Consider the following 19608-nt stretch of genomic DNA (forward strand, 5'->3'; position numbering starts at 1 on the left):
CCGATCGAGACGTAAGGCTAGACGGGGTCTCCTGGCGCGACAGAGATTGGTGGGGCATGTCATGAACAAGTTTGCAGCAGCAGCATTGGGGGTTGTCGCCGTCGCCGCAGTCGGTGTGGCGGCGATAAACTGGCGGTGGATTGATGCACCACCCGGTCTGGCTTTTATCCAACGATCCGAAAACAAACCCGTTGCCCGCGCGGCAGGGCCTGTAGCCGTGGAAGTGGCGAAGGCCAAACAGGTCCTGTCGACCAGCGACATCAACGCGATTGGCACGCTGCAATCCGACGAGTCCGTCCAGCTTGCCCCCGAAATTGCAGGGCGCATCGTCGAAATCAAATTCGAGGAAGGCAGGCCGGTCAAGGCTGGCGAGGTCCTCGTCCGGCTTGACGATACACTGGCCAGAGCAGCCGAAGAGGAAATGAGGGTTCGCCTCGACCTTGCGACAACCAGCTACGATCGTGCGAAACGTCTCGCCGGAACGGGAAGCGGCACCGGCCGCGAACTCGACGTCGCGCTTGCCGAGCGGAGCACGGCCGAGGCGTTGTTGAATTCCCAGCGCGCCCAGCTTGCCAAGCTCGATATCCTGGCACCCTTTACCGGTACGGTCGGCCTTCGCCGCATCTCGACCGGCAGCTATGTCGGTGCCGGTACGACGCTGGTCAATCTCGAAAAGATCGACGTGCTCAAGGTCGACTTCAAAATCCCTGAGGCAAACCTGCAGAAGGTCCGCGTCGGACAGAATATCGAGGTTGTCGTCGATGCCATCCCCGGCCGGCAATTCACGGGCACGATCTATGCGATCGATCCGATGCTCGACGTCAACGGGCGGGCGATCAGTATCCGGGCCACGCTTCCGAACGCCGATCTTGTGTTGCGGCCGGGCCTTTTTGCCCGCGTCGTCGTCAAGGGTCTAAAGGAGCGCCAGGTTGTCACCGTGCCGGAGGCTGCGATCGTGGCGCGCGGCCAGGAGCGGTTTGTTTGGACCGTGGTCGACGGCAAGGCCCAGGAAACCAAGGTGAGCCTTGGAGCGCGCAAGGCCGGCATGGCCGAACTCGAAGGAATCTCCGGCGACATGACGGTGGTGACCGCCGGACACAATCGCCTGCGAAACGGATCTGTCGTCGATATCGTTGAAAGCGCGGCAGCCGAGCCGGCGATATGAGGAGAGGCTGATGGGTTTTTCGGAACTGTGCATCCGCCGGCCGGTGTTTGCGACCGTCCTCAGCCTGCTGATGCTGCTGGTCGGTATCGTCTCCTATGACCGACTGGCGGTGCGCGAGTATCCCAGTATCGACGAGCCCGTGGTTTCCGTCGTCACGACCTATCCGGGTGCTTCCGCCAGCATCATTGAAAGCCAGGTCACCCAGATTCTCGAAGGATCGATCGCCGGCATTGAAGGCATCGACGTGCTGGAATCGACCAGCCGCTCGGAATCGAGCCGCATCACCGTCCGCTTCCGCCTGGAGATCCAGCCGGACGTGGCCGCAAGCGATGTGCGCGACCGGGTAAGCCGGGTGCGTCAGCGTCTGCCGGACGAAATCACCGAGCCGGTTATTTCCAAGGTCGAGGCCGATGCCCAGCCGGTGGTCTTCGTTGTCTTTCGCAACGACCGGATGAGCCCCCTCGAACTCACCGATTATGTCGATCGCAATGTCGTCGACCGCTTCAAGAATGTGACCGGCGTTGCCGACGTGCAGATATACGGCGAGCGGCGATACGCCATGCGGATCTGGATCGATCGCCAGAGGCTTGCTGCCCTGAACCTCACGGTGCAGGAAATCGAGGATTCGCTGCGGGCTCAGAACGTCGAGATCCCCGCCGGCCGACTGGAGAGCAACGACCGCGAGTTTACGGTCCTTTCCAAGTCGGCGATCGGCACGGTCAGCGAGTTCGAAAACATCATCGTCAAGCGTGGCAATGGCGTGCTGGTGCGCCTGAGCGAGGTTGCCCGGGTTGAGCTCGGCGCTGCCGACGAGCGTCGCGCCGGTCGCTTCAACGGCGAAAACGCCATCGTGGTCGGCATTATCAAGCAGGCGGTCGCCAATCCGCTCGATGTCTCCGCCGGCATCAATGCCATCCTACCAGACATCAACGCCAATCTGCCGGAAGGCATGACGGGTGCTGTCGGCAACGACAACTCGGTATTCATCGACAGGGCGCTGGGGGCCGTCTACGCGACAATCGTCGAGGCCATCGTCCTCGTGCTGATCGTCATCGTCGTCTTTCTGCGCTCGTGGCGGGCCTCCATCATTCCGATCGTTACCATCCCGATTTCGCTGATCGCCACCTTCGCGATCATGTATGCGCTCGGTTTCAGCGTGAACACCCTGACCTTGCTCGCCATCGTTCTCGCCATCGGTCTGGTGGTCGATGATGCCATCGTCGTGCTCGAGAACATTTTCCGCCACATCGAGGACGGCATGGCGCCGATACCGGCGGCCATCAAGGGAACGCGGGAAATCGGCTTTGCGGTGATCGCCATGACGCTGACGCTCGCCGCCGTCTATGCGCCCGTGGCCTTTGCCACCGGCAGAACGGGCAAGCTGTTCCTCGAATTCTCGCTGACGCTTGCAAGCGCGGTGATCGTGTCGGGCTTCGTCGCCCTGACGCTGACGCCGATGATGTGCTCCAGGCTCCTGAAACACGAGAAGGAACCGGGGCGAATATCGGCGTTCATCGAGCGGGGGCTGAGCGGCCTTGAGAACGGCTATCGTCGCCTGCTGGCGACCTCGCTCGGCATGCGCCGCCTTGTCGCGCTGGCGGCTGTCGTCGTCGCCGCCTGCAGCGCCTTCCTCTATGTCGGCTTGCCGCAGGAGCTGGCACCCGTTGAGGACCGCGGCATCATACGCGTGGTCGGCACGGCGCCGGAGGGCTCGACGCTTGCCTATACCGAACGCTATTCCAAGCAGGTGGAAGCCCTTCTCAAGCCGATCTCTGAAGTCGGCAGCGTCCAGACGATCAACGGCATGCCCGAGGTGAACCGCTTCCAGGTTATCGGCCGCCTCAGCGATTGGGATGCCCGCGACCGTCGCCAGCAAGAGCTGGTGGCAGAGTTGCTCCCGGCCCTGCGCCGCATCGCCGGCGTCACTGCTTTTGCCAGCAATCCCCCCTCGCTCGGCACCTCCAACAATGCCCGCCCGATCGAATTCGTGTTGCAGAGTTCAGGCACCTATGAGGAGCTCGACCAGGTGACCCGTCGTTTCATGGAGCGAATCTCTGAATTTCCCGGTCTCACCAACATCGATAGCGACCTGAAGCTCAACAAGCCGGAAATGACCATTAATATCGATCGCGAAAAGGCGTCCGACCTAGGTATCGACATATCTGTGATCGGCAGGACCCTCGAGACGTTGCTCGGCGGCAGGCAGGTTACCCGTTTCGAAAATGACGGTGAGCAGTACGATGTCTATGTCCAGCTGGCAGCGGAGGACCGCACTGCACCATCGACCCTCTCGACGATCTTCCTGAAGTCGCCGACCGACCAGATGGTGCAATTGTCGAACCTCGTGGGCGTCAAGGAAACCGTCGCGCCGCAGGAGCTGAAGCGTTTCAACCAGCTGCGGTCGGTGACGGTGTCGGCAAACCTTGCCGCTGGCGTATCCACCGGCGAAGCGCTTTTCTTCATGGAGACGGCAGCCAGGGAGGTCCTGCCGGACACAGTACAGACCGACGTATCCGGCCCAAGCCGCGAATTCCGCGCTTCCGGCCAGAGCCTGCTCGTGGTGTTCGTCCACGCGCTCGGCTTCATCTACCTAGTGCTTGCCGCACAGTTCGAAAGCTTCCGCGATCCGCTGATCATCATGGTGACGGTACCGCTGTCGATGACCGGCGCGCTGGCCGCGCTTTCGCTCGGCGGCGGCTCGTTGAACGTTTATTCGCAGATCGGACTTGTCACGCTGGTCGGCCTCATCACCAAGCACGGCATTCTCATCGTCGAATTTGCAAACCAGCGGCAGGAGGCAGGGCACGACCGGCTTTCGGCAGTGATCGATGCCGCTGTCATGCGCCTGCGGCCGATCCTGATGACGACAGGTGCCATGGTGCTGGGTGCCGTGCCGCTCGCCATCGCCCAGGGCGCCGGTGCCGAAAGTCGCCACCAAATCGGCTATGTCATCGTCGGCGGCATGACGCTGGGTACGTTGCTGACGCTTTTCGTCGTACCGATGGTGTATACGTTTGCGGGTCGCAGGATGTCTCACCAGGAAGTCACGCCGCTCAAAGCAGAGGTTAGTGCTGCGACACTCACATAGCCGCCTTGGTGGCTCGTGCATTGCCATTAAGGTGACGGCAGTCGCTTTCAGGGCCGTCTGTCACACTTGCGCAATGAGCAAGGAAAGCAGCGCTGCCGGGCAAAAAGGAGAATCATCGGTTCGAATTCGTTTGCTACCACTTGTCGACATCGGTTTAGCGACAATGGACCCGGTGTGCGTCCCATTGATGGGACGGTATTATCCATGAATTGGCTTGAGCCTTGGGGAACCGCTAGAGGAAATTGAAGACGGCACGGCTTCTTTTTGGCAAGGCTGGGAGGTGGAGTTCCACAAGGAGCCGGTACCGGCCCCTGAGCTATATGGTCTGAGAGTGAGGCTCATCGCCCGCCGCTATGACTGCGACGATGCTCTTATTCAGCTGTCTGACGAAGCATGGCAAAAGTTCATCTCACGTGGACGCAAGCGGAGGAAGGTGATGCACGATGGCCTGAGACTGCCGTTTACGCATCCCTGGATAGGTGGGCGTCAATCGGACTGCGTGATGATCATGCCGAATGGACCGGCGACTTTACCGAATGAACAGGGTCAATCGCTGCAATTGGCGCAAACCAGTCGTATCAATTGAACACCGACTTGAGGTCGGCCTAGAGCTGCTGGCGCTAGAGAAGACGGAAGAGGGAAACGACGCCGTCTAAAAGCGTCGAGCCACAAAACGGCGCGAACAGCGCCATTACGAGATTGAAGGCAATGGCCATGAGGAGGATACGCTCCTGCTTCGGCGTGAGCTGCTTGTATTTTCTTTCGGGCGGAGGCTCTCGTCTCGGCTGATAGGCATTGAGGTCGCGAAACATCTGCTCATCCTTTAGATCCGGGAAGAACGAAGATAGGGCGGAAGGAATGATGTCCAGGCACTGTTGTAAATCTACGCCATCTGTCATGGGTTGCAAGCGATGCTTCGATGCCAAAAGAGCGCAGGCGCCACGCCGTCGGCAATGCACAGTGCAGTGGCAAAAGGCGAGATCGAGATGCGGGTGATTTTTGCGGGCCCTACGGTCCACGGTGCAGATCTGCGAACGGACGGTGCTTACAAGCTTCGGCCACCTGCCGGCCAAGGCGATGTCCACAGGGCTGTGGAAGACGGCGCCACGGTGATCGGGCTGATCGACGGTGTCTATGATGCCGTCCCCGCAGTATGGCATAAAGAAATCCTGTATGGCCTGTCTCAGGGCGTTCACATGTTCGGTGCCGCAAGCATCGGCGCGCTGAGGGCGGCCGAGTGTGCGCCATTCGGCATGGTCGGCATCGGCAAAATCTACGAGGGATATGCCAGCGGCCTGCTGGAGGAGGATGCTGACGTGGCGCAATCGCACGCGCCGGCCGATCTCGGTTACCTGCCGCTCAGTGTCCCACTCGTCAATGCCAGGGCGACACTTGCGCAGTGCCGGCATCTGGCCCTCGTCACGCTCGAGGAGGAAGCCCGCCTGCAAAGGACTGCCGAGGAGACCTTCTTCAAAAACAGGACCTATCGGCAGCTGGTGCGGGACGCCATTTCGGATGTCGAAAGAGCGTCAACGGTCTTGGCGCATTTGCGTGCCAATGCCGTCAATCCCAAGCTTCAGGATGCCCTGCGCCTCATCGACAGGGTGATCGGGACGCCGGATCGTCGTTTGTCCCCGCAGTTCGACTGGAGGTTTCACGCCACCTCCTTCTGGGAAACCCAGTTTTGCGGTGACGTGAAATCGATGCCACCCGTCAAGCCTGCCGGAGATTAGGCAAGCAGCCGGAAGGACGGCAATTTTTCAAGTCGTCGTCGATCTGTTGACGAAAGCCCGCCATCCGCCGAAGGAGGATATATCCTCTGCGCCTTCGAGACCCACCGACTCGGCCAGAAAGCCCTTCGCCTGGCTGCCGTCGCTGAGCATGATGGTTCCGATGCCGAGCGGTGGAGAAATGGCGGCGACGAACTTTCCGAAGCCGGCTGCCGAAAGCCGCCAGACCTCGACTTCGATCTTCGTGCCGGTGTTTTCAGCGCATCGGATGAGGCCGGGCTTGGCCGGCGTCTGATTGGCAAGGCTGAAAAGCTTGTAGTCGGCGGCGGTCGTAGTCGTGCGGACAAAACGGGCTTCGAGATCGCGGAGCTGGATGTTGAGCGGCATGCCGGAAAGGTGCGCGCCGACGACCACGACGTCGATCTGGCCAGGTTCTTCAATCTGCGGGAGCTCGGGTCGGGGCGGCTGCGCCCAGCCGGTGGCACCGAGGGTCACCCCGCTTCGTGCATGGATATCGGCCGCCAGCGCTGCGGTCAGGCCATCCCGGCCTGCAGGCGCAAGCAGTGTGACGCTTGCCGGCAGTCCGTCGCTCCGGGTGCCTGTGGGCACCGCGATGCCGCACATGTCGAGCAGATTGACGAAGTTGGTGTAGGTTCCTAGCCGGCTGTTCTCGCGGATCGGCTCGGCTTCAAGCTCAGCGCGGGTGTAGTGTCGCGGCGCTGTCGGGACACAGAAAAGATCGACCAATGCGATCAGCGGTGCGACCGATCTCTTCAGAGCCTGCAATGCGTAGAGCCCGTTGAAGGCATCCGCCGCCGACAGCGATTTGGCGCCACCGTAGATCTTGGCAGTCACGGGGTGGAAACTCTCCGGGCGGGCATCGAAGAAATCCTTCACGGCAGCATAGCGTTCCGCCACCCAGGCACCCTCGTAGAGAAGATCGGCCGTCTTGTAGAAGTCTGCAAACGGCACTTGGACAAGCTTGTGCCCGAGCGTTGACAGCATCGAAAGCGCATCCTCATAGGATGCCTCCATTGCCGCATCGCCGAAGAATTTTCTGTCTTCCGGTGCAAGCACACCGATGGTGAGCACCGGCGGCAGTGGGCCGTATCCTGTTACCTGGATCGCTCGCGAATAGGCGTCCGCTGCATCGTATCTGGCGGCGACCGAGAATACCTTGAAGGCGTCGTCAGCCGTCAGGGCGAAGATCGAAACACAGTCGAGCGTACGGCAGGCCGGCAGTACGCCCGATGTCGAAAGCGCACCGACACTCGGCTTTAGGCCGACGATGTTGTTGAGGCCGGCGGGGATGCGGCCGGAACCAGCGGTATCGGTCCCGAGTGCAAAGCTAACGATGCCGTGTGACGTAACAACGGCCGAACCGGAGCTCGATCCGCCCGGCACGAGTGTCGGATCGATGGCATTACGGGGCACTGGAAAGGGTGTGCGGACGCCGACGAGGCCGGTGGCGAACTGGTCGAGATTGGTCTTGCCGATAACCAGTGCGCCGGCCTCCTTTAACAGGCGAACGACGGTTGCGTCTACATCCGGGTGGAAGGCAAAATCCGGGCAGGCCGCCGTGGTCGGCATGCCGGCGACATCGATGTTGTCCTTGACGGCGAAGGGGATGCCCCAGAGCGGCTTTGCCACCGGGTCGAATGGCCCGAGGGTTGCCGCCTGCGCCAGCAGCGCATTACGGTCCGCCAGATGCAGGAAAATGCCGGGGTCGTCGACATCGGCAATGCGGGCAAAAACCGTGTCGACCATCTCGGCGACGGTCCAGCCGCCAGCGTAGGCCCGGTGCAGGGAGGCGATGTCGAATGTTTGTCCGTCAGTCATTGTTACTCTCTTCCAAAATCATTACCGGCCGGTCCCACTGGATGAGAACGACACACCCTGTTTTTGTCCAGACGGAGTGCTCGGACCCTATCCTGTTGATCACCACGGTGCCCGGACCATAGTCTCCGGCCTCGTCCGACTGGACGCCATCGAGCACGAGGATGGTTTCGAGCCCCATATGCCGATGGCGGGGCACGGCGGCGCCGGGTTCGTATTTCAGCAGGGCGACGCCCGGCTGGTCGTCTTCGAAATTCTGGAGCCAGTGTAGGGTGACGCCGGGCCGGAAAGGGCCGAATTCGAGGCTTTTCCAGCCGCCCGATGTCAGGTTTTCGCGCGTCGTCTCAGGCATCGGCCAGTCCCTCCAGAATATCGTCGAGATGCGCGGTCCAGCCGACGATCGCCCCTTGCGCGCGGATCATGGCAATGGCAGCGCGCTTGAAGTCCTCGAAATAGCTTTCCGTCGCTTCTTCGCAGAGAAGACACTCGTAGCCGCGATCGTTTGCCTCGCGCATCGTCGTCTGGACGCAAACCTCTGTCGTTACGCCGGCAAACACCAGCTGCTCGATGCCCCTGCTCTTCAGGATGTCGCCGAGGGGCGTGGCGTAAAAAGCGCCTTTGCCGGGCTTTTCGATCACCACCTCACCGCCCACCGGCGCGACCGCCTCGAGGATCGCAGTGCCGGGTTCGCCCGATATAAGAACCCGTCCCATCGGTCCTTCGTCGCCGATACGCAGTGCCGGATTACCGCGATTGCGCTTGGCAGCCGGCAGATCGGAGAGATCAGGCCGATGACATTCCATGGTGTGAACGACAGGCAGCCCGGCCGCGCGGAAGCCCGCGATCAGCCTTGCGACATCGGGGACGATGCGGGTGATGCGGCCGACATCGTTGCCAAGGCTCTCGCCGAAGCCGCCGGGCTCTGCAAAATCACGCTGCATGTCGATGACGACGAGCGCAATCCTGTCTCGTTTGAGTGGAAAGGCGAATGGCTGTGCTTTGATCCCGGCCATCACTGGTGTCCCGCCATATGCGCGCCGATGACGCCGACATCCGCGTTGCGGATCGGTGTTTCGTAGACGAGCTTGCCGTCTGACATCACCATGATGCGGTCCGACATCTCCAGGAGTTCGTCGAGATCCTCGGACAGCAGCAACACGGCGGTGCCAGCGTTGCGCGCCCTCATGATCCGTGCCCGGATTTCGGCGACAGCCGAGAAGTCGAGGCCAAAGCAGGGATTGGAGACGATCAGCAGATCGACCTCGCCCGTCAGTTCGCGGGCGAGCACCGCGCGCTGGATATTTCCACCGGAGAGCGAGGCGATCGGCGAGGAAGCAGAGGCGGTTTTCACCTTGAAATCGGCAATCAGCGCCTCAGCGCGCCGGCGCATCGATGTCTTGTCGAGCCAAGAGACCTTGCGCCCGGTCTTCTGCTTGACGTCGAACGTGCGGAACGCGAGGTTTTCCGTCACTGTCATTCTGGGCGCGCAGGCATTCGTCAGCGGTTCCTCGGGAATGAAGCGGACATTGTTGGCGCGCGTTTCCTTCCGCGTGGCACCGTATGGCCTCCCCTTGACTGTAATCGTGCCGGCCTCGAGCGGTCTTTGTCCGGCGAGCACTTCGGCCAGTTCCTTCTGTCCGTTCCCTGAGATGCCAGCGATGCCGACAATCTCGCCGGCGCGAACGTCGAGATTTTCGATATCGATGCTCTTCAACCCGGAGCGATCCCGTGCCCGGATGCCGCTGACGGCCAGAACCGGGTCTGCCGTATTGGCGACCGGCAATCGCGAGTCGAGTTCAGCCAGCTTGACGTCGCCGATCATCATCGCAGCCATTTCCTGTGTGGTAAGATCTGCCACCTTGCCGCCGCCTGCCATCTTGCCGCGCCTGAGGACGGTGACGGAATCGGCAAACTTGGTTACCTCGTGAAATTTGTGGCTGATCATCAGCACGGTGAGTTCGCCGCGCTCCGTCATGCCGCGCACGACGGCGAGCATCTCATCGGCTTCTGCCGGTGTCAGCACCGATGTCGGTTCATCGAGCACCAGGAAGGACCGGCCGAGATAGAGTTGCTTGACGATTTCCAGCTTCTGCTTCTCGCCGGCGGCCAGTTCCTGAACCGGACGGTCGAGGGGGATCTTGAAAGGCATTGTCTCCATGAACTCTGCCAGATCCCGGTTCTCCCTGGCCCAATTGATCACGGCCGGCACGTGGGCGCGGCTGATCACCAGATTTTCCGCCCCCGTCAGCGATGGCACCAGCGTGAAGTGCTGGTAGACCATGCCGAGCCCGTAGCTTGCCGCATCCTTGGGCGAGCCAATGGCGACCTCCCTGTCCCCGACGGACAGCGAGCCGGATGTCTGGTGGTAAAAGCCCATGATGCATTTCACGAGTGTCGATTTGCCGGCGCCGTTTTCGCCGAGCAGCGCGTGAAAGGAGCCGGCAGGAACGTCGATGGAGACGTGGTCGAGCGCGGTAAAGCTGCCGAAGCGCATGGTCATGTCGTGCGTCTGGATGCCGACGGCCTTGCCACGAGCCGGAAGTGGTGTGTCGCGGATCTGGATCATGTCAGTTCCTGCCTTTCAACGATGACGGCAACGGGTCCGCCGCCGGGAGGCCCCTGGTGTTCAGCGCCGCCGGAGACATAGAGGTCCGTAGCCCCGAACAGGCCGGCAAGGACGCCGCCGACGAAGGCGCGGGCATGCCGGGTGGAGGAGATATCGCTGTCGTCAAGCATGGTATGCCGGCGACCGCGGACAGAACCGGAAGGGTCCGCTTCGGCCTTGGCGAGTACCGCCACGAGAGTGGCGTCGCCGAGGCGGTCGCGTGCTTCCTTTACACCGGCTGTGTCGATCGCATCGCCCATGATGGCGTGGTCGATGGCGAGCGGGCCGGACCAGCGGGGACTCATGCCGAGCACGATGATCTCGTGGTCCTCAAGTTCGACGCCGGCGGATGTGGAGGCACGGCCGGAGAAGAGGTCGAGCCGGGTGCAGACATCACTGTCCGAAATCGTGTCCGGATCCAGTTCGCCGAGGGCCACCGCCACACCCAGCGCCGATGCGCCACGGGAATAGGCCATGGATTTCAATGCGTCGCGGGTGACTGTCGTGCCGCCGGCGTGCTCGACTTCGAGGACCCGTCGCTGGGTCAGAAGGGGGCACTTGATCTGCACGAAATGCACGTCTTCCAACGTGTCGATCCCGGCATCGGTAATCGCCGCGCGTACCGCCTCTGCCACGCTCAGCACCTGTTGCCTGCGGCCGAGATGCTGCCACGGCAATACAGACGTGCGGGCAACGCCGATTGCAAGTGCGCCGGTTCCCTCATCCGCCACCTGCTGCCGACCAAAAACTGTCCAGTGCGGCGACAGCGCGCCTTCGGTGCCGCCGGACATCACGATCGAGGCGCCGGATATGCCGTGCTTTGCAAACAGCGTTTCGAAGCTCGTCGTGGCGAAGGCGCGCGTGAAATCGTTGACGCAGCCATTGCCCTCGGTCTTGCCGAGAATGGCAACGAGATCGCCAGGTGGCAGGGCAGCATCGAACAAGGCCTCGACGCCGGCAATATCATTGGGGCCATCTGCTGCGATGCGAGCGACGAAGGCGCGGCGGGAGGACATCAGCCGATCCCCTCGATGATCGCCTGCGATGTCGAGACGGCGCCGAAGACGCCGCCCTGCATCTTGATCATCTTGATGGCGGCGAGGTGGTTGCCGTAGTCGGTGGCGCCGCAGCAATCCTCCAGCATGACGCATTCGAACCCGCGGTCGTTCGCCTCGCGCATCGTCGTGTGGACGCAGACGTCCGTCGTAATACCGGTAAGGATGATGTTCTCGATGCGCTTCTGGTGAAGAATGAGCTCAAGGTCGGTCGCGCAGAACGAGCCCTTGCCGGGCTTGTCGATGATCGTCTCGCCGGCGATGGGGTAGAGTTCATCGATGATATCCCAGCCGGGCTCGCCCCGTACCAGGATGCGGCCGCAGGGGCCCACATCGCCGATGCCAGCGCCGATGCGCTGCGAACGCCAGCGCTTATTGGCCGGCAGGTCTGCAAGGTCAGGCCGGTGGCCTTCGCGGGTATGGATGATGTGATAGCCGTTCGCGCGCATGGCTGTCAGCACCGCCTTGATCGGGGCGATCGGCGCTCGCACCAGCGAGAGGTCATAGCCCATATGATCGACATAGCCGCCGGCGCCGCAGAAGTCGGTCTGCATGTCGATGATGATAAGCGCCGTATTATCGGGGCGCAGCGCGCCGTTATAGGGCCAGGGATAGGGATCGGACGTGATGAAGCGTCCCTTGGTTTCCGTCTGCAAATCCATATCAGGCCTCCTATTCGCCGGCTATCTTGCGTGTTTCGCGATAGGACCTCGTCGGCTTCTCAAAGCCGCAAGTCGTTCCATCCTTGACCTTGATCTCATCCTCCCAAGGCAGCTTGTACTGCCCTGCCATCAGATCGTGCATGTAGGTGTAGGGCGCATCGCCGGCGCCGCTGGCAACGGCCACATAGCCGCGATGGCCGAACTGGTAGATGTTGTTTTCAACGCCCCAGCCGCGCCGTGCCTCGCGGACGAGATCAGGCCGCACCTCGGCGGTGATGATCTCGTTGACGCGGCCGGATGTTCCGTGGGCGATGATCGACCCGTCGAAATTGCAGATCATCCCCTCCCCCATGGAATCGAAGCTGCCGTCGGAGCCGGACATGCAGACACTGACTGTCACCATCAGGTTGCAGAAGGCATTCGACTGGTTGGTAAAGCGCCAGCTTTCGCGGATCGGGGCGGTGTAGCCGGCCGTGCGGATCATGATCTCGGCGCCCTTGTAGGCGCATTCGCGAGACATTTCCGGGAACATGCCGTCATGGCAGATGATCAGTGCCAGCTTTGCGCCCTTGGGGCCGTCGATGACCGGAATGCCGAGATCGCCGGGTTCCCACGGCTCGACCGGCACCCACGGATGCATCTTGCGATAATAGAGTTTGAGTTCACCCTGGTCGTCGATGATGATGCCGGAGTTGTAGGGCATGCCACCGGGATTGAATTCCATGAGCGAGAAGCATCCCCAGATATGGTTGTCGCGACAGGCCTGCTTGAATGCGGCCACTTCCGGACCGTCCATCCGGCACATGATGTCCGGGTTGATGTCCATCGACAGTCCGTGCAGCGCATATTCCGGGAAGACGACGAGATCCATGCCGGACTGGTTGCGCCGCGCTTTGCCGACGAGGTCGACGATCACCTGCGTCTGGCGGGCCAGGTCGTCCTTCGTCACCGTCACCGGCAACTGGAGCTGAACCAGGCCGATGCCGACGCCGTTTTCCGAGATGTTCAGTCCTCCGAGACCGTTCATGGCGTGTCCTTTACTTGGTTATCGATAGCGAGGCGGGCGCGCCTGAGAGCGACCGGGTGGGCGAGGATGTGGCGATCAGGATGACGAGCGTCAGTACATACGGCGCCGCATAAAACAGGTAGTAGCCCTGCGTCACGCCGACAGATTGCAGCGAAGGACCGAGCGCACCGGCGCCGCCGAACAGCAATGCGGCGAGAAAGCAGCCGATCGGGTTCCAGCGCGCAAAGATCACCAGTGCGACCGCCATCAGCCCCTGTCCCGATGAAATGCCCTCGTTCCAGGAGCCGGGATAAAACAGCGACAGATAGGCGCCGCCGATGGCTGCAAGCGACCCTCCGGCGGCAGTTGCCAGCAGGCGGACGGTATCGGGGTTAAGACCCATGGCGCGGGCGGCATCCGAGCTATCGCCGACCACCCGCAGGATCAGGCCGAGGCGCGTGTTGCGGAAGCCCCACCACAGCACCACCGCCAAAAGCGCGCCGATGACGAACAGCACGTTGATGTTCAGCGCCGCCTGGATCTGCGGCAGGCGCGACCAGCCGCCGAGCGGGATCGATGGCAGGTGCGGTGCCGCAGGCTTGATGAAAGACTTGCCAAGGAAGAAGGCAAGGCCCAGGCCGAACTGCATCATCGCGATGCCGATCGCGATATCGTTGATCTTGGGGAATTTGCAGATGAAGCCGTGCACGAGGCCGAAGACTGCCCCGGTCGCCATCGCCGCGAGCACGCCGAGCCAGGGCGAACCGCTCATGACGGCAACAGCGTAGGCGGTCATTGCGCCGAACACCAGCGTCCCCTCGAGGCCAAGATTGATGCGGCCGGAGCGCTCGGTGATCGATTCGCCGAGGCTGACGAAGATGAATGGCGTCGAGACACGGATCGCGCCAGCGAAAATGGCCAGCGGTACGCCCCAAAGACCGATTGCGGTGTCGTCCATCAGGCGCTCCTCTTCCAGAGGTCGGGGTTGAAGATCTTGAAGCGGCCGTAAAAGGTCTCGCAGAACAGGATGAAGAGAAAGAGCGTGCCTTGCAGCACAAGTACGGTCGCGTCCGGCAGGCCCATGCGTCGCTGGATCAACCCGCCCGACGCATCGATGCCGCCGAGAAGGATGGCGACGGGTATGATTGCCAGCGGATTGTGGCGCGCGAGAAATGCGACAAGGATGCCAGTATAGCCATAGCCGGAGGCGAGCGACGCATTGGCCGTGCCCTGCACCGCCGAGACCTGCACCATGCCGGCCAGACCGGCAAAGCTTCCAGCCAGGGCCGTAAAGCCGACCATCAGGCGGCCCACGGGCAATCCTTGGACTTGCGCCGCGCGGACATTGCCGCCGGCGATGCGGGCGGCAAAGCCGATGCTGGTGGCCTCGATCAGAACGAAGCAAAGGATGCATGCGATGACGCCGATGGCAAGACCCCAGTTGACGTCCATGCCAGGGATATGACCAAGCATGAAATTTGCCGGCAGAGGCGCGGTCGAGGGCTTGTTGAGGCTGGCGGGGTCCCGGAGCGGTCCCTCGATAAGGTGGTTCATCAAGGCAATGGCGATATAGGCAAGCAGGAGACTGGAAATTGTCTCGTTGACACCCCTGTAGTGACGCAGAAATCCGGCAAAGCCGATCCAGATGGCGCCGGTCAGCATGCCGGCAAGCGCCATCAGAGGAACGACAACGACCGGCGACAGGGTTGCGGTGAGCGGCAGGGCGATCGCAGCCGCCGCAACGCCACCAAGAACAACCGCGCCCTCGCCGCCAATAATGACCAGCCCCAGCCGCGCCGGCAGCGCCACGCAGAGCGCGGTCAACAGGAGCGGTGCTCCCCGGCTGAGCGCATTCTGCATTGAAAACCAGCTGCCGAAGCCACCGGCATACATCAACTGGAAAAGGACGGCCGGCGATTTGCCGACCGCCAGAATGAACAGGGAGAAGAGAGCCAGGCCTGCAAAAACCGCTCCGAACGAAATCGCAACCGGCTCGGCGCGACGCGCCAACCACCCCAGTGCCGGCCTGAATGACGCGGCTCGCGCTGCCGGCGACGATATCGTGGACGTTTCGATCTCGGCGGCCATGACCTGCCCTCCCCTCTTCACGCTCAAGCCGTCGAGCCGACGACGCCCTCGACAAGGTAGCCCATGCTTTCGAGCTCAATGGCGTCCTCGGCAAGAGACTGCCCTGCGGTCACGACGACATTGCCCTTGTTGTCCTTCAGCGGCCCCTTGAATACCGAGAAGCCACCGGCCTTCATCGATGCCAGCGTTGCTTCGAACTTAGTGCGGGATTCTGCCGACACGCCGGGTCCAAGAGGGCTCATCTTGACGAAGCCATCCTTCAGGCCGCCGCGCACGAAGTTTCCAAGCGGCTTGCCGGCCTGGGCTTCCGTGACGAAGTTTGTGTAGACATTCCCCCAGGCCCACTCGGCGCCGGTCAGATATTTTTCGGGCGAAAGCGGGCTCTGGTTGGCGTGGTATCCACAGACAAACGCGCCTCTCCCGGCGGCCGTCTCGACCACGACTTTGGGGCTGTCCACGTGGCAGGTGATGACGTCGGCGCCCTGGTCGATCAGAGCATTGGTGGCCTCGGCCTCCTTGACGGCAAGCGACCATTCTCCGGTGAAGATGACCTGGCAGGTGATGGCTGGATCAACCGAGCGGGCGCCGAGCAGGAAGGAATTGATGTTCTGCAACACCTGCGGGATCGGCTTTGCAGCGACGAATCCGATTTTCTTGCTCTTCGACGCGTAGGCTGCCGTGATGCCGTTCAGATACTGCCCCTGGCCGATATAGCCGAAGTACGACCCGGTGTTCATCGGGTTCTTGTCCTTCTGCCAGAGACCGCCGCAGTGGCGGAATTGAATGTTTGGATACTTTGCTGCAACTGCCAGCATATGGGGGTCGAAATAGCCGAAAGAGGTCGGGAAGATCAGCGTTGCACCATCGAGATTGATCATCGATTCCATGGTTTTCTGGACGTCGACGGTTTCCGGTACATTCTCCTCCTCGATGACAGTGACGCCGGGCATCGCCTTGACGACAGCAGCGCCTTCCGCGTGCGCCTGATTGTAGCCGTAGTCGTCCTTGGGGCCGACATAGATGAAGCCCACAGTCAGCGCGGTTTGCGCCGCGGCCCCGGTCGCGAAAAGGGAAGACGAGAGGCCGAGGGCCGCGCCGGCCCCCGCGGTCGTCTGGAGAAATGTACGGCGGTTCATTGGCAGGAGTTTGGTCATGGTGATCTCCTCGCGGCATTGCCGGGTCAACAGGTTACGAAAGTCTTGAAGCAACTGCCATGCCACTTTGAAAGTATCATGATATCAATGCTTTATGAGATGCCGACATGAGATAAGCACAAACTGTATGCACTTTTTCTGAGCTGATGAATATATTATCGGCTTTTCGGATTTCTGCGAGCTCCCGAATGGGTCGATCGCCAAACTCTAAAAAATAATGTTTCATAACAATGGCTTGTGCTAACATTGACATCCTGTTGTTCTCGATGCATCTGTATGCAGTACGTCTTAGATGTAGAGACAACGTGTGAAATCGCCCTCGAAAAAAGCAGTCGTGCGCGCCGGGACCACCGTCGAGCAAATGGTCCGCGCTATCGCCGACATGATCATCACCGGCGCCATGCAACCCGGCGACAAGCTTGACGAAGTGTCTCTCGCGGGACGTTTCGAGGTTTCGCGGACACCGGTGCGCGAAGCGCTGGGCCAGCTTTGCGCCATTGGCCTTGTTGGCCGCCAGCCAAACCGCAGCGCCGTGGTCACGAGGGTGACACAACAGCATCTCGTATCGATGTTCGAGGCCATGGCCGAACTGGAAGGCATCTGCGCCCGGCTATCCGCCGAGCGCATGACCGTCGATGAACGACGCCAGCTGGAGCTCGAGCACCGCGCATCGGCGCGGCTTGTACATCTCGGCGGGGAAGAGGAATATGCGGCGCATAATACCGAATTTCATACGCGCCTCTATCGCGGTGCGCACAACGACCACGTTTACGAGCTCGTAACCCAGACCCGCGCGCGACTTGCGCCGTTTCGAAGGGCGCAGTTCAGGCTCTCCGGGCGCATGGTGAGGTCCTTTGAGGAACACGAGACCATCGTCATGGCCATCCTGCGCGGCGAGGCGGCGCTCGCCGGCCGCGCTGCCCACGCGCACGTCGCCACGGTCAGCGACGCCAGTCTGGTGTTTGCCCGCGATAGCGATAACCAGGCGTCGAGCAAGGAGTAGGCTTCCTACACGACCACAGGATACTGGGCGCCATCCATGGTAATGGTGATGCCGGTGATATAGCGTGCCTTGTCCGAGGCCAGAAAGAGCGCGAGGTCGGCCACTTCTTCCGGCAGCGCCATACGCCCGATCGGGATCTTTTTAACGCTGTTCTCGATGGCGGCTTCGATGGTGATGCCGGCAAGGCGCGCATCCGCTGCAACTCCCTCCGCCACTCTCCCGGTTTGCGTCAGACCGGGACTGATGCCGACGATACGCACTCCGGATGCGGCATAGGCATTGCCGAGACCAGCAGTCGCCAACATCAGCGCCGCATTCGCCGAACCGCCCGCAAGATGGATGGGGCTCGCCACCTTGCCGCCAGCGCCGATGATATTGATAATGACGCCATGACCCCGCGCAGCCATCGCCTTGACGATGGGATCGACAACGTTGATGGTCGAGAAGAACTTTGCATCCATGGCTGCGCGCCAGAAGGCGGGCGTCAGGTCCTCCGGTGGCGATCGCTTGGCTGCACCGGCCGAGTTGACGAGGACGTCGACAGGACCGACATCCAGTCCTACCCGTTTGACCAACGCCGCTGCAGCCGCACCATCGGAGAGATCGGCGGCAAAGCCGACTGCACCCGGCAGCATTTTCAGCGCTTCGTCGATATTGGCTTGCGAGCGAGAACTGATGACGACACGGGCCCCCTCCCCGACAAATTGCTTGGCACATGCCAAGCCGATACCCTTCGAGCCGCCGGTAACGAGAACGATCTTGTCGTTGAAGCTTTTCGTATGCACATCCATCTCCTGTCTATATCCCCCGACCGGTCGCAGAGCCTGTTCGCCAGGCAGCGCAACCAGAGCGCGGCGGCCAGACTAGTGGTTACCGCCTGACATAAGAGTCCTGTATGGGATTCCATTTGCTGGGTTGGCATGCGAGTCTGGCGCATGCGCACAGGAATATCGTTCACCGTTTCGCCAACAGATCACCAACGCCTGATGGCCTTGACCAGGGATCGCAATGCGCCCCAAAAGCACGTCTGGCGGGCCGAGATCATCCTGCTGAGTGCCGATGGCGTCGGGACTGTCGAGATTATGCGCCAGACCGGCAAATCGAAGACCTGCGTATGGCGCTGGCAAGAGCGCTTCGCCACAGAAGGCGTCGAGGGTCTCCTGCGCGACAAGACGCGGCCGTCGCGTATTGTGCGGCTCGGACCCGATGTCGCCGAGCGTGTGGTGGCCCTGACGCTGGCTGATCCGCCGGGCGAGACGACGCACTGGACGGCCGACATGATGGCGACGGCCGCCGGCATCAGCGCCAGCGCAGTCAGGCGTATCTGGAAAGCGCATGGCCTCGCACCTCATCGGTGGCGGCAGTTCAAATTGTCCAACGACCCGAAATTCGTCGACAAGCTGCGAGACGTTGTCGGCCTCTATGTTGATCCGCCAGCCCACGCCGTCGTGTTGTCGGTCGATGAGAAAAGCCAAATCCAGGCGCTCGACCGCACCCAGCCGGGCCTGCCGATGAAGAAGGGTCGGCTCGGCACCATGACCCACGACTACAAGCGGCACGGCACAACCACGCTGTTTGCCGCCCTCAACGTGCTCGACGGCACCGTCATCGGCCGCAACATGCAGCGTCATCGTCATCAGGAGTTCATCCGCTTCCTCAACGCCATTAACGCCCAGGTGCCGGACGACAAGGCCGTCCACGTCATCCTCGACAACTATGCTGCCCACAAGCATCCCAAGGTGAGAGCCTGGCTCGACCGTCACGAGCGTTTCACCTTCCACTTCACTCCGACTTCAAGCTCATGGCTCAACGCGGTGGAGGGTTTCTTCGCCAGGCTGTCGAAGCGGCGTCTGAAACGCGGCGTTTTCCATTCCGTCGTCGATCTCCAGGCCGCCATCAACCGTTTCCTCGTTGAGCACAACAAAAAGCCAAAGCCCTTCACTTGGACCGCCGATCCCGACAAAATCATCGCCGCCGTTAAACGCGGGCACCAAGCGTTAGATTCCATCCACTAGCAGGCCACCATCTCGAGCATTACGCCTGAAGCGACGAGAAACCATTCACGTTTTCATGATGGTTGCTTCCATCCCCGGTAAAAGCCTCCGTCGATACGAGATGCGCGCGCCCCAGCACCTTTTACCCTTTGCCAGACTTCTAAATTGCTTGTCAGAATCAAAGAAAAGGAGATAATGGCGGCAATTCATCGATACACCGAA

General features: G+C 61.4%; 18 protein-coding genes. 6 read left to right on the forward strand and 12 right to left on the reverse strand.

The genetic code is table 11. The features are described from left to right. Positions 1 to 61 precede the first annotated feature (61 nt). The 3 genes from J5289_RS22835 to J5289_RS22845 all read left to right on the forward strand — a co-directional run bounded on the left by J5289_RS22835 (position 62) and on the right by J5289_RS22845 (position 4839). Positions 62 to 1165, forward strand: a complete 1104-nt coding sequence (locus J5289_RS22835) for an efflux RND transporter periplasmic adaptor subunit (protein ID WP_209188009.1) — start codon at positions 62 to 64, stop codon at positions 1163 to 1165. A 10-nt stretch (positions 1166 to 1175) separates the two neighbouring features. After that, positions 1176 to 4253: an efflux RND transporter permease subunit gene (locus J5289_RS22840; RefSeq protein WP_209207191.1), complete on the forward strand. Its 3078-nt coding sequence runs from the start codon at positions 1176 to 1178 to the stop codon at positions 4251 to 4253. Between the two features lie 214 nt (positions 4254 to 4467). Further along, positions 4468 to 4839: a hypothetical protein gene (locus tag J5289_RS22845; RefSeq protein ID WP_209207190.1), complete on the forward strand. Its 372-nt coding sequence runs from the start codon at positions 4468 to 4470 to the stop codon at positions 4837 to 4839. Between the two features lie 34 nt (positions 4840 to 4873). Here J5289_RS22845 and J5289_RS22850 read toward each other — a convergent pair whose 3' ends face one another. After that, entirely contained in the window at positions 4874 to 5152 is a 279-nt protein-coding gene (locus tag J5289_RS22850) for a hypothetical protein (RefSeq protein WP_209188012.1), read from the reverse strand. Positions 5153 to 5206: 54 nt separating this feature from the next. Between J5289_RS22850 and J5289_RS22855 the strand changes: the two genes are divergently transcribed. Further along, complete coding sequence (locus J5289_RS22855; RefSeq protein ID WP_247750716.1) at positions 5207 to 5986, forward strand: TfuA-like protein; 780 nt, start codon at positions 5207 to 5209, stop codon at positions 5984 to 5986. 27 nt (positions 5987 to 6013) lie between these two features. Here the strand turns inward: J5289_RS22855 and atzF are convergent, their stop codons facing one another. The 10 genes from atzF to J5289_RS22905 are packed head-to-tail and all read right to left on the reverse strand — an operon-like array spanning position 6014 to position 16389. Then, entirely contained in the window at positions 6014 to 7822 is a 1809-nt protein-coding gene (gene atzF / locus J5289_RS22860) for an allophanate hydrolase (RefSeq protein ID WP_209207189.1), read from the reverse strand. Continuing rightward, positions 7815 to 8171, reverse strand: coding sequence for a cupin domain-containing protein (locus tag J5289_RS22865; protein ID WP_143123297.1), 357 nt, complete (start codon positions 8169 to 8171; stop codon positions 7815 to 7817). Before J5289_RS22865 ends, atzF begins: the two co-directional genes overlap by 8 nt. Then, positions 8164 to 8832: a cysteine hydrolase family protein gene (locus J5289_RS22870; RefSeq protein ID WP_142831356.1), complete on the reverse strand. Its 669-nt coding sequence runs from the start codon at positions 8830 to 8832 to the stop codon at positions 8164 to 8166. Before J5289_RS22870 ends, J5289_RS22865 begins: the two co-directional genes overlap by 8 nt. Further along, positions 8832 to 10385 carry an ABC transporter ATP-binding protein gene (locus tag J5289_RS22875; protein ID WP_143123298.1) on the reverse strand — a complete coding sequence of 518 codons (1554 nt, stop codon included), beginning with the start codon at positions 10383 to 10385 and terminating at the stop codon, positions 8832 to 8834. The genes J5289_RS22870 and J5289_RS22875 overlap by 1 nt, the downstream gene beginning before the upstream one ends. Continuing rightward, positions 10382 to 11440: a ring-opening amidohydrolase gene (locus J5289_RS22880; RefSeq protein WP_142831354.1), complete on the reverse strand. Its 1059-nt coding sequence runs from the start codon at positions 11438 to 11440 to the stop codon at positions 10382 to 10384. Before J5289_RS22880 ends, J5289_RS22875 begins: the two co-directional genes overlap by 4 nt. Further along, the gene (locus tag J5289_RS22885) at positions 11440 to 12141 is read right to left on the reverse strand and encodes a cysteine hydrolase family protein (protein WP_142831353.1); all 702 of its coding nucleotides are present in this window, start codon (positions 12139 to 12141) and stop codon (positions 11440 to 11442) included. The genes J5289_RS22880 and J5289_RS22885 overlap by 1 nt, the downstream gene beginning before the upstream one ends. Before the next feature lie 10 nt (positions 12142 to 12151). After that, positions 12152 to 13168 carry a formamidase gene (locus tag J5289_RS22890; protein ID WP_142831352.1) on the reverse strand — a complete coding sequence of 339 codons (1017 nt, stop codon included), beginning with the start codon at positions 13166 to 13168 and terminating at the stop codon, positions 12152 to 12154. 10 nt (positions 13169 to 13178) lie between these two features. Next, the gene (locus tag J5289_RS22895) at positions 13179 to 14105 is read right to left on the reverse strand and encodes an ABC transporter permease (protein WP_142831351.1); all 927 of its coding nucleotides are present in this window, start codon (positions 14103 to 14105) and stop codon (positions 13179 to 13181) included. Beyond that, positions 14105 to 15235, reverse strand: coding sequence for an ABC transporter permease (locus tag J5289_RS22900; protein ID WP_143123300.1), 1131 nt, complete (start codon positions 15233 to 15235; stop codon positions 14105 to 14107). The genes J5289_RS22895 and J5289_RS22900 overlap by 1 nt, the downstream gene beginning before the upstream one ends. Before the next feature lie 23 nt (positions 15236 to 15258). Then, entirely contained in the window at positions 15259 to 16389 is a 1131-nt protein-coding gene (locus J5289_RS22905) for a BMP family ABC transporter substrate-binding protein (protein WP_143123301.1), read from the reverse strand. Between the two features lie 361 nt (positions 16390 to 16750). Between J5289_RS22905 and J5289_RS22910 the strand changes: the two genes are divergently transcribed. Beyond that, positions 16751 to 17392, forward strand: a complete 642-nt coding sequence (locus tag J5289_RS22910) for a GntR family transcriptional regulator (protein WP_142831444.1) — start codon at positions 16751 to 16753, stop codon at positions 17390 to 17392. A 5-nt stretch (positions 17393 to 17397) separates the two neighbouring features. Here the strand turns inward: J5289_RS22910 and J5289_RS22915 are convergent, their stop codons facing one another. Continuing rightward, positions 17398 to 18183 carry an SDR family oxidoreductase gene (locus tag J5289_RS22915; RefSeq protein WP_143123302.1) on the reverse strand — a complete coding sequence of 262 codons (786 nt, stop codon included), beginning with the start codon at positions 18181 to 18183 and terminating at the stop codon, positions 17398 to 17400. Between the two features lie 144 nt (positions 18184 to 18327). On the opposite strand from J5289_RS22915, the gene J5289_RS22920 reads away from it, so the two are divergent. Further along, positions 18328 to 19407, forward strand: coding sequence for an IS630 family transposase (locus J5289_RS22920; protein WP_111223089.1), 1080 nt, complete (start codon positions 18328 to 18330; stop codon positions 19405 to 19407). Positions 19408 to 19608: the final 201 nt, after the last annotated feature.

This window comes from Rhizobium sp. B230/85 (genome assembly GCF_019355735.1).
Lineage (GTDB): Bacteria > Pseudomonadota > Alphaproteobacteria > Rhizobiales > Rhizobiaceae > Rhizobium > Rhizobium rhododendri.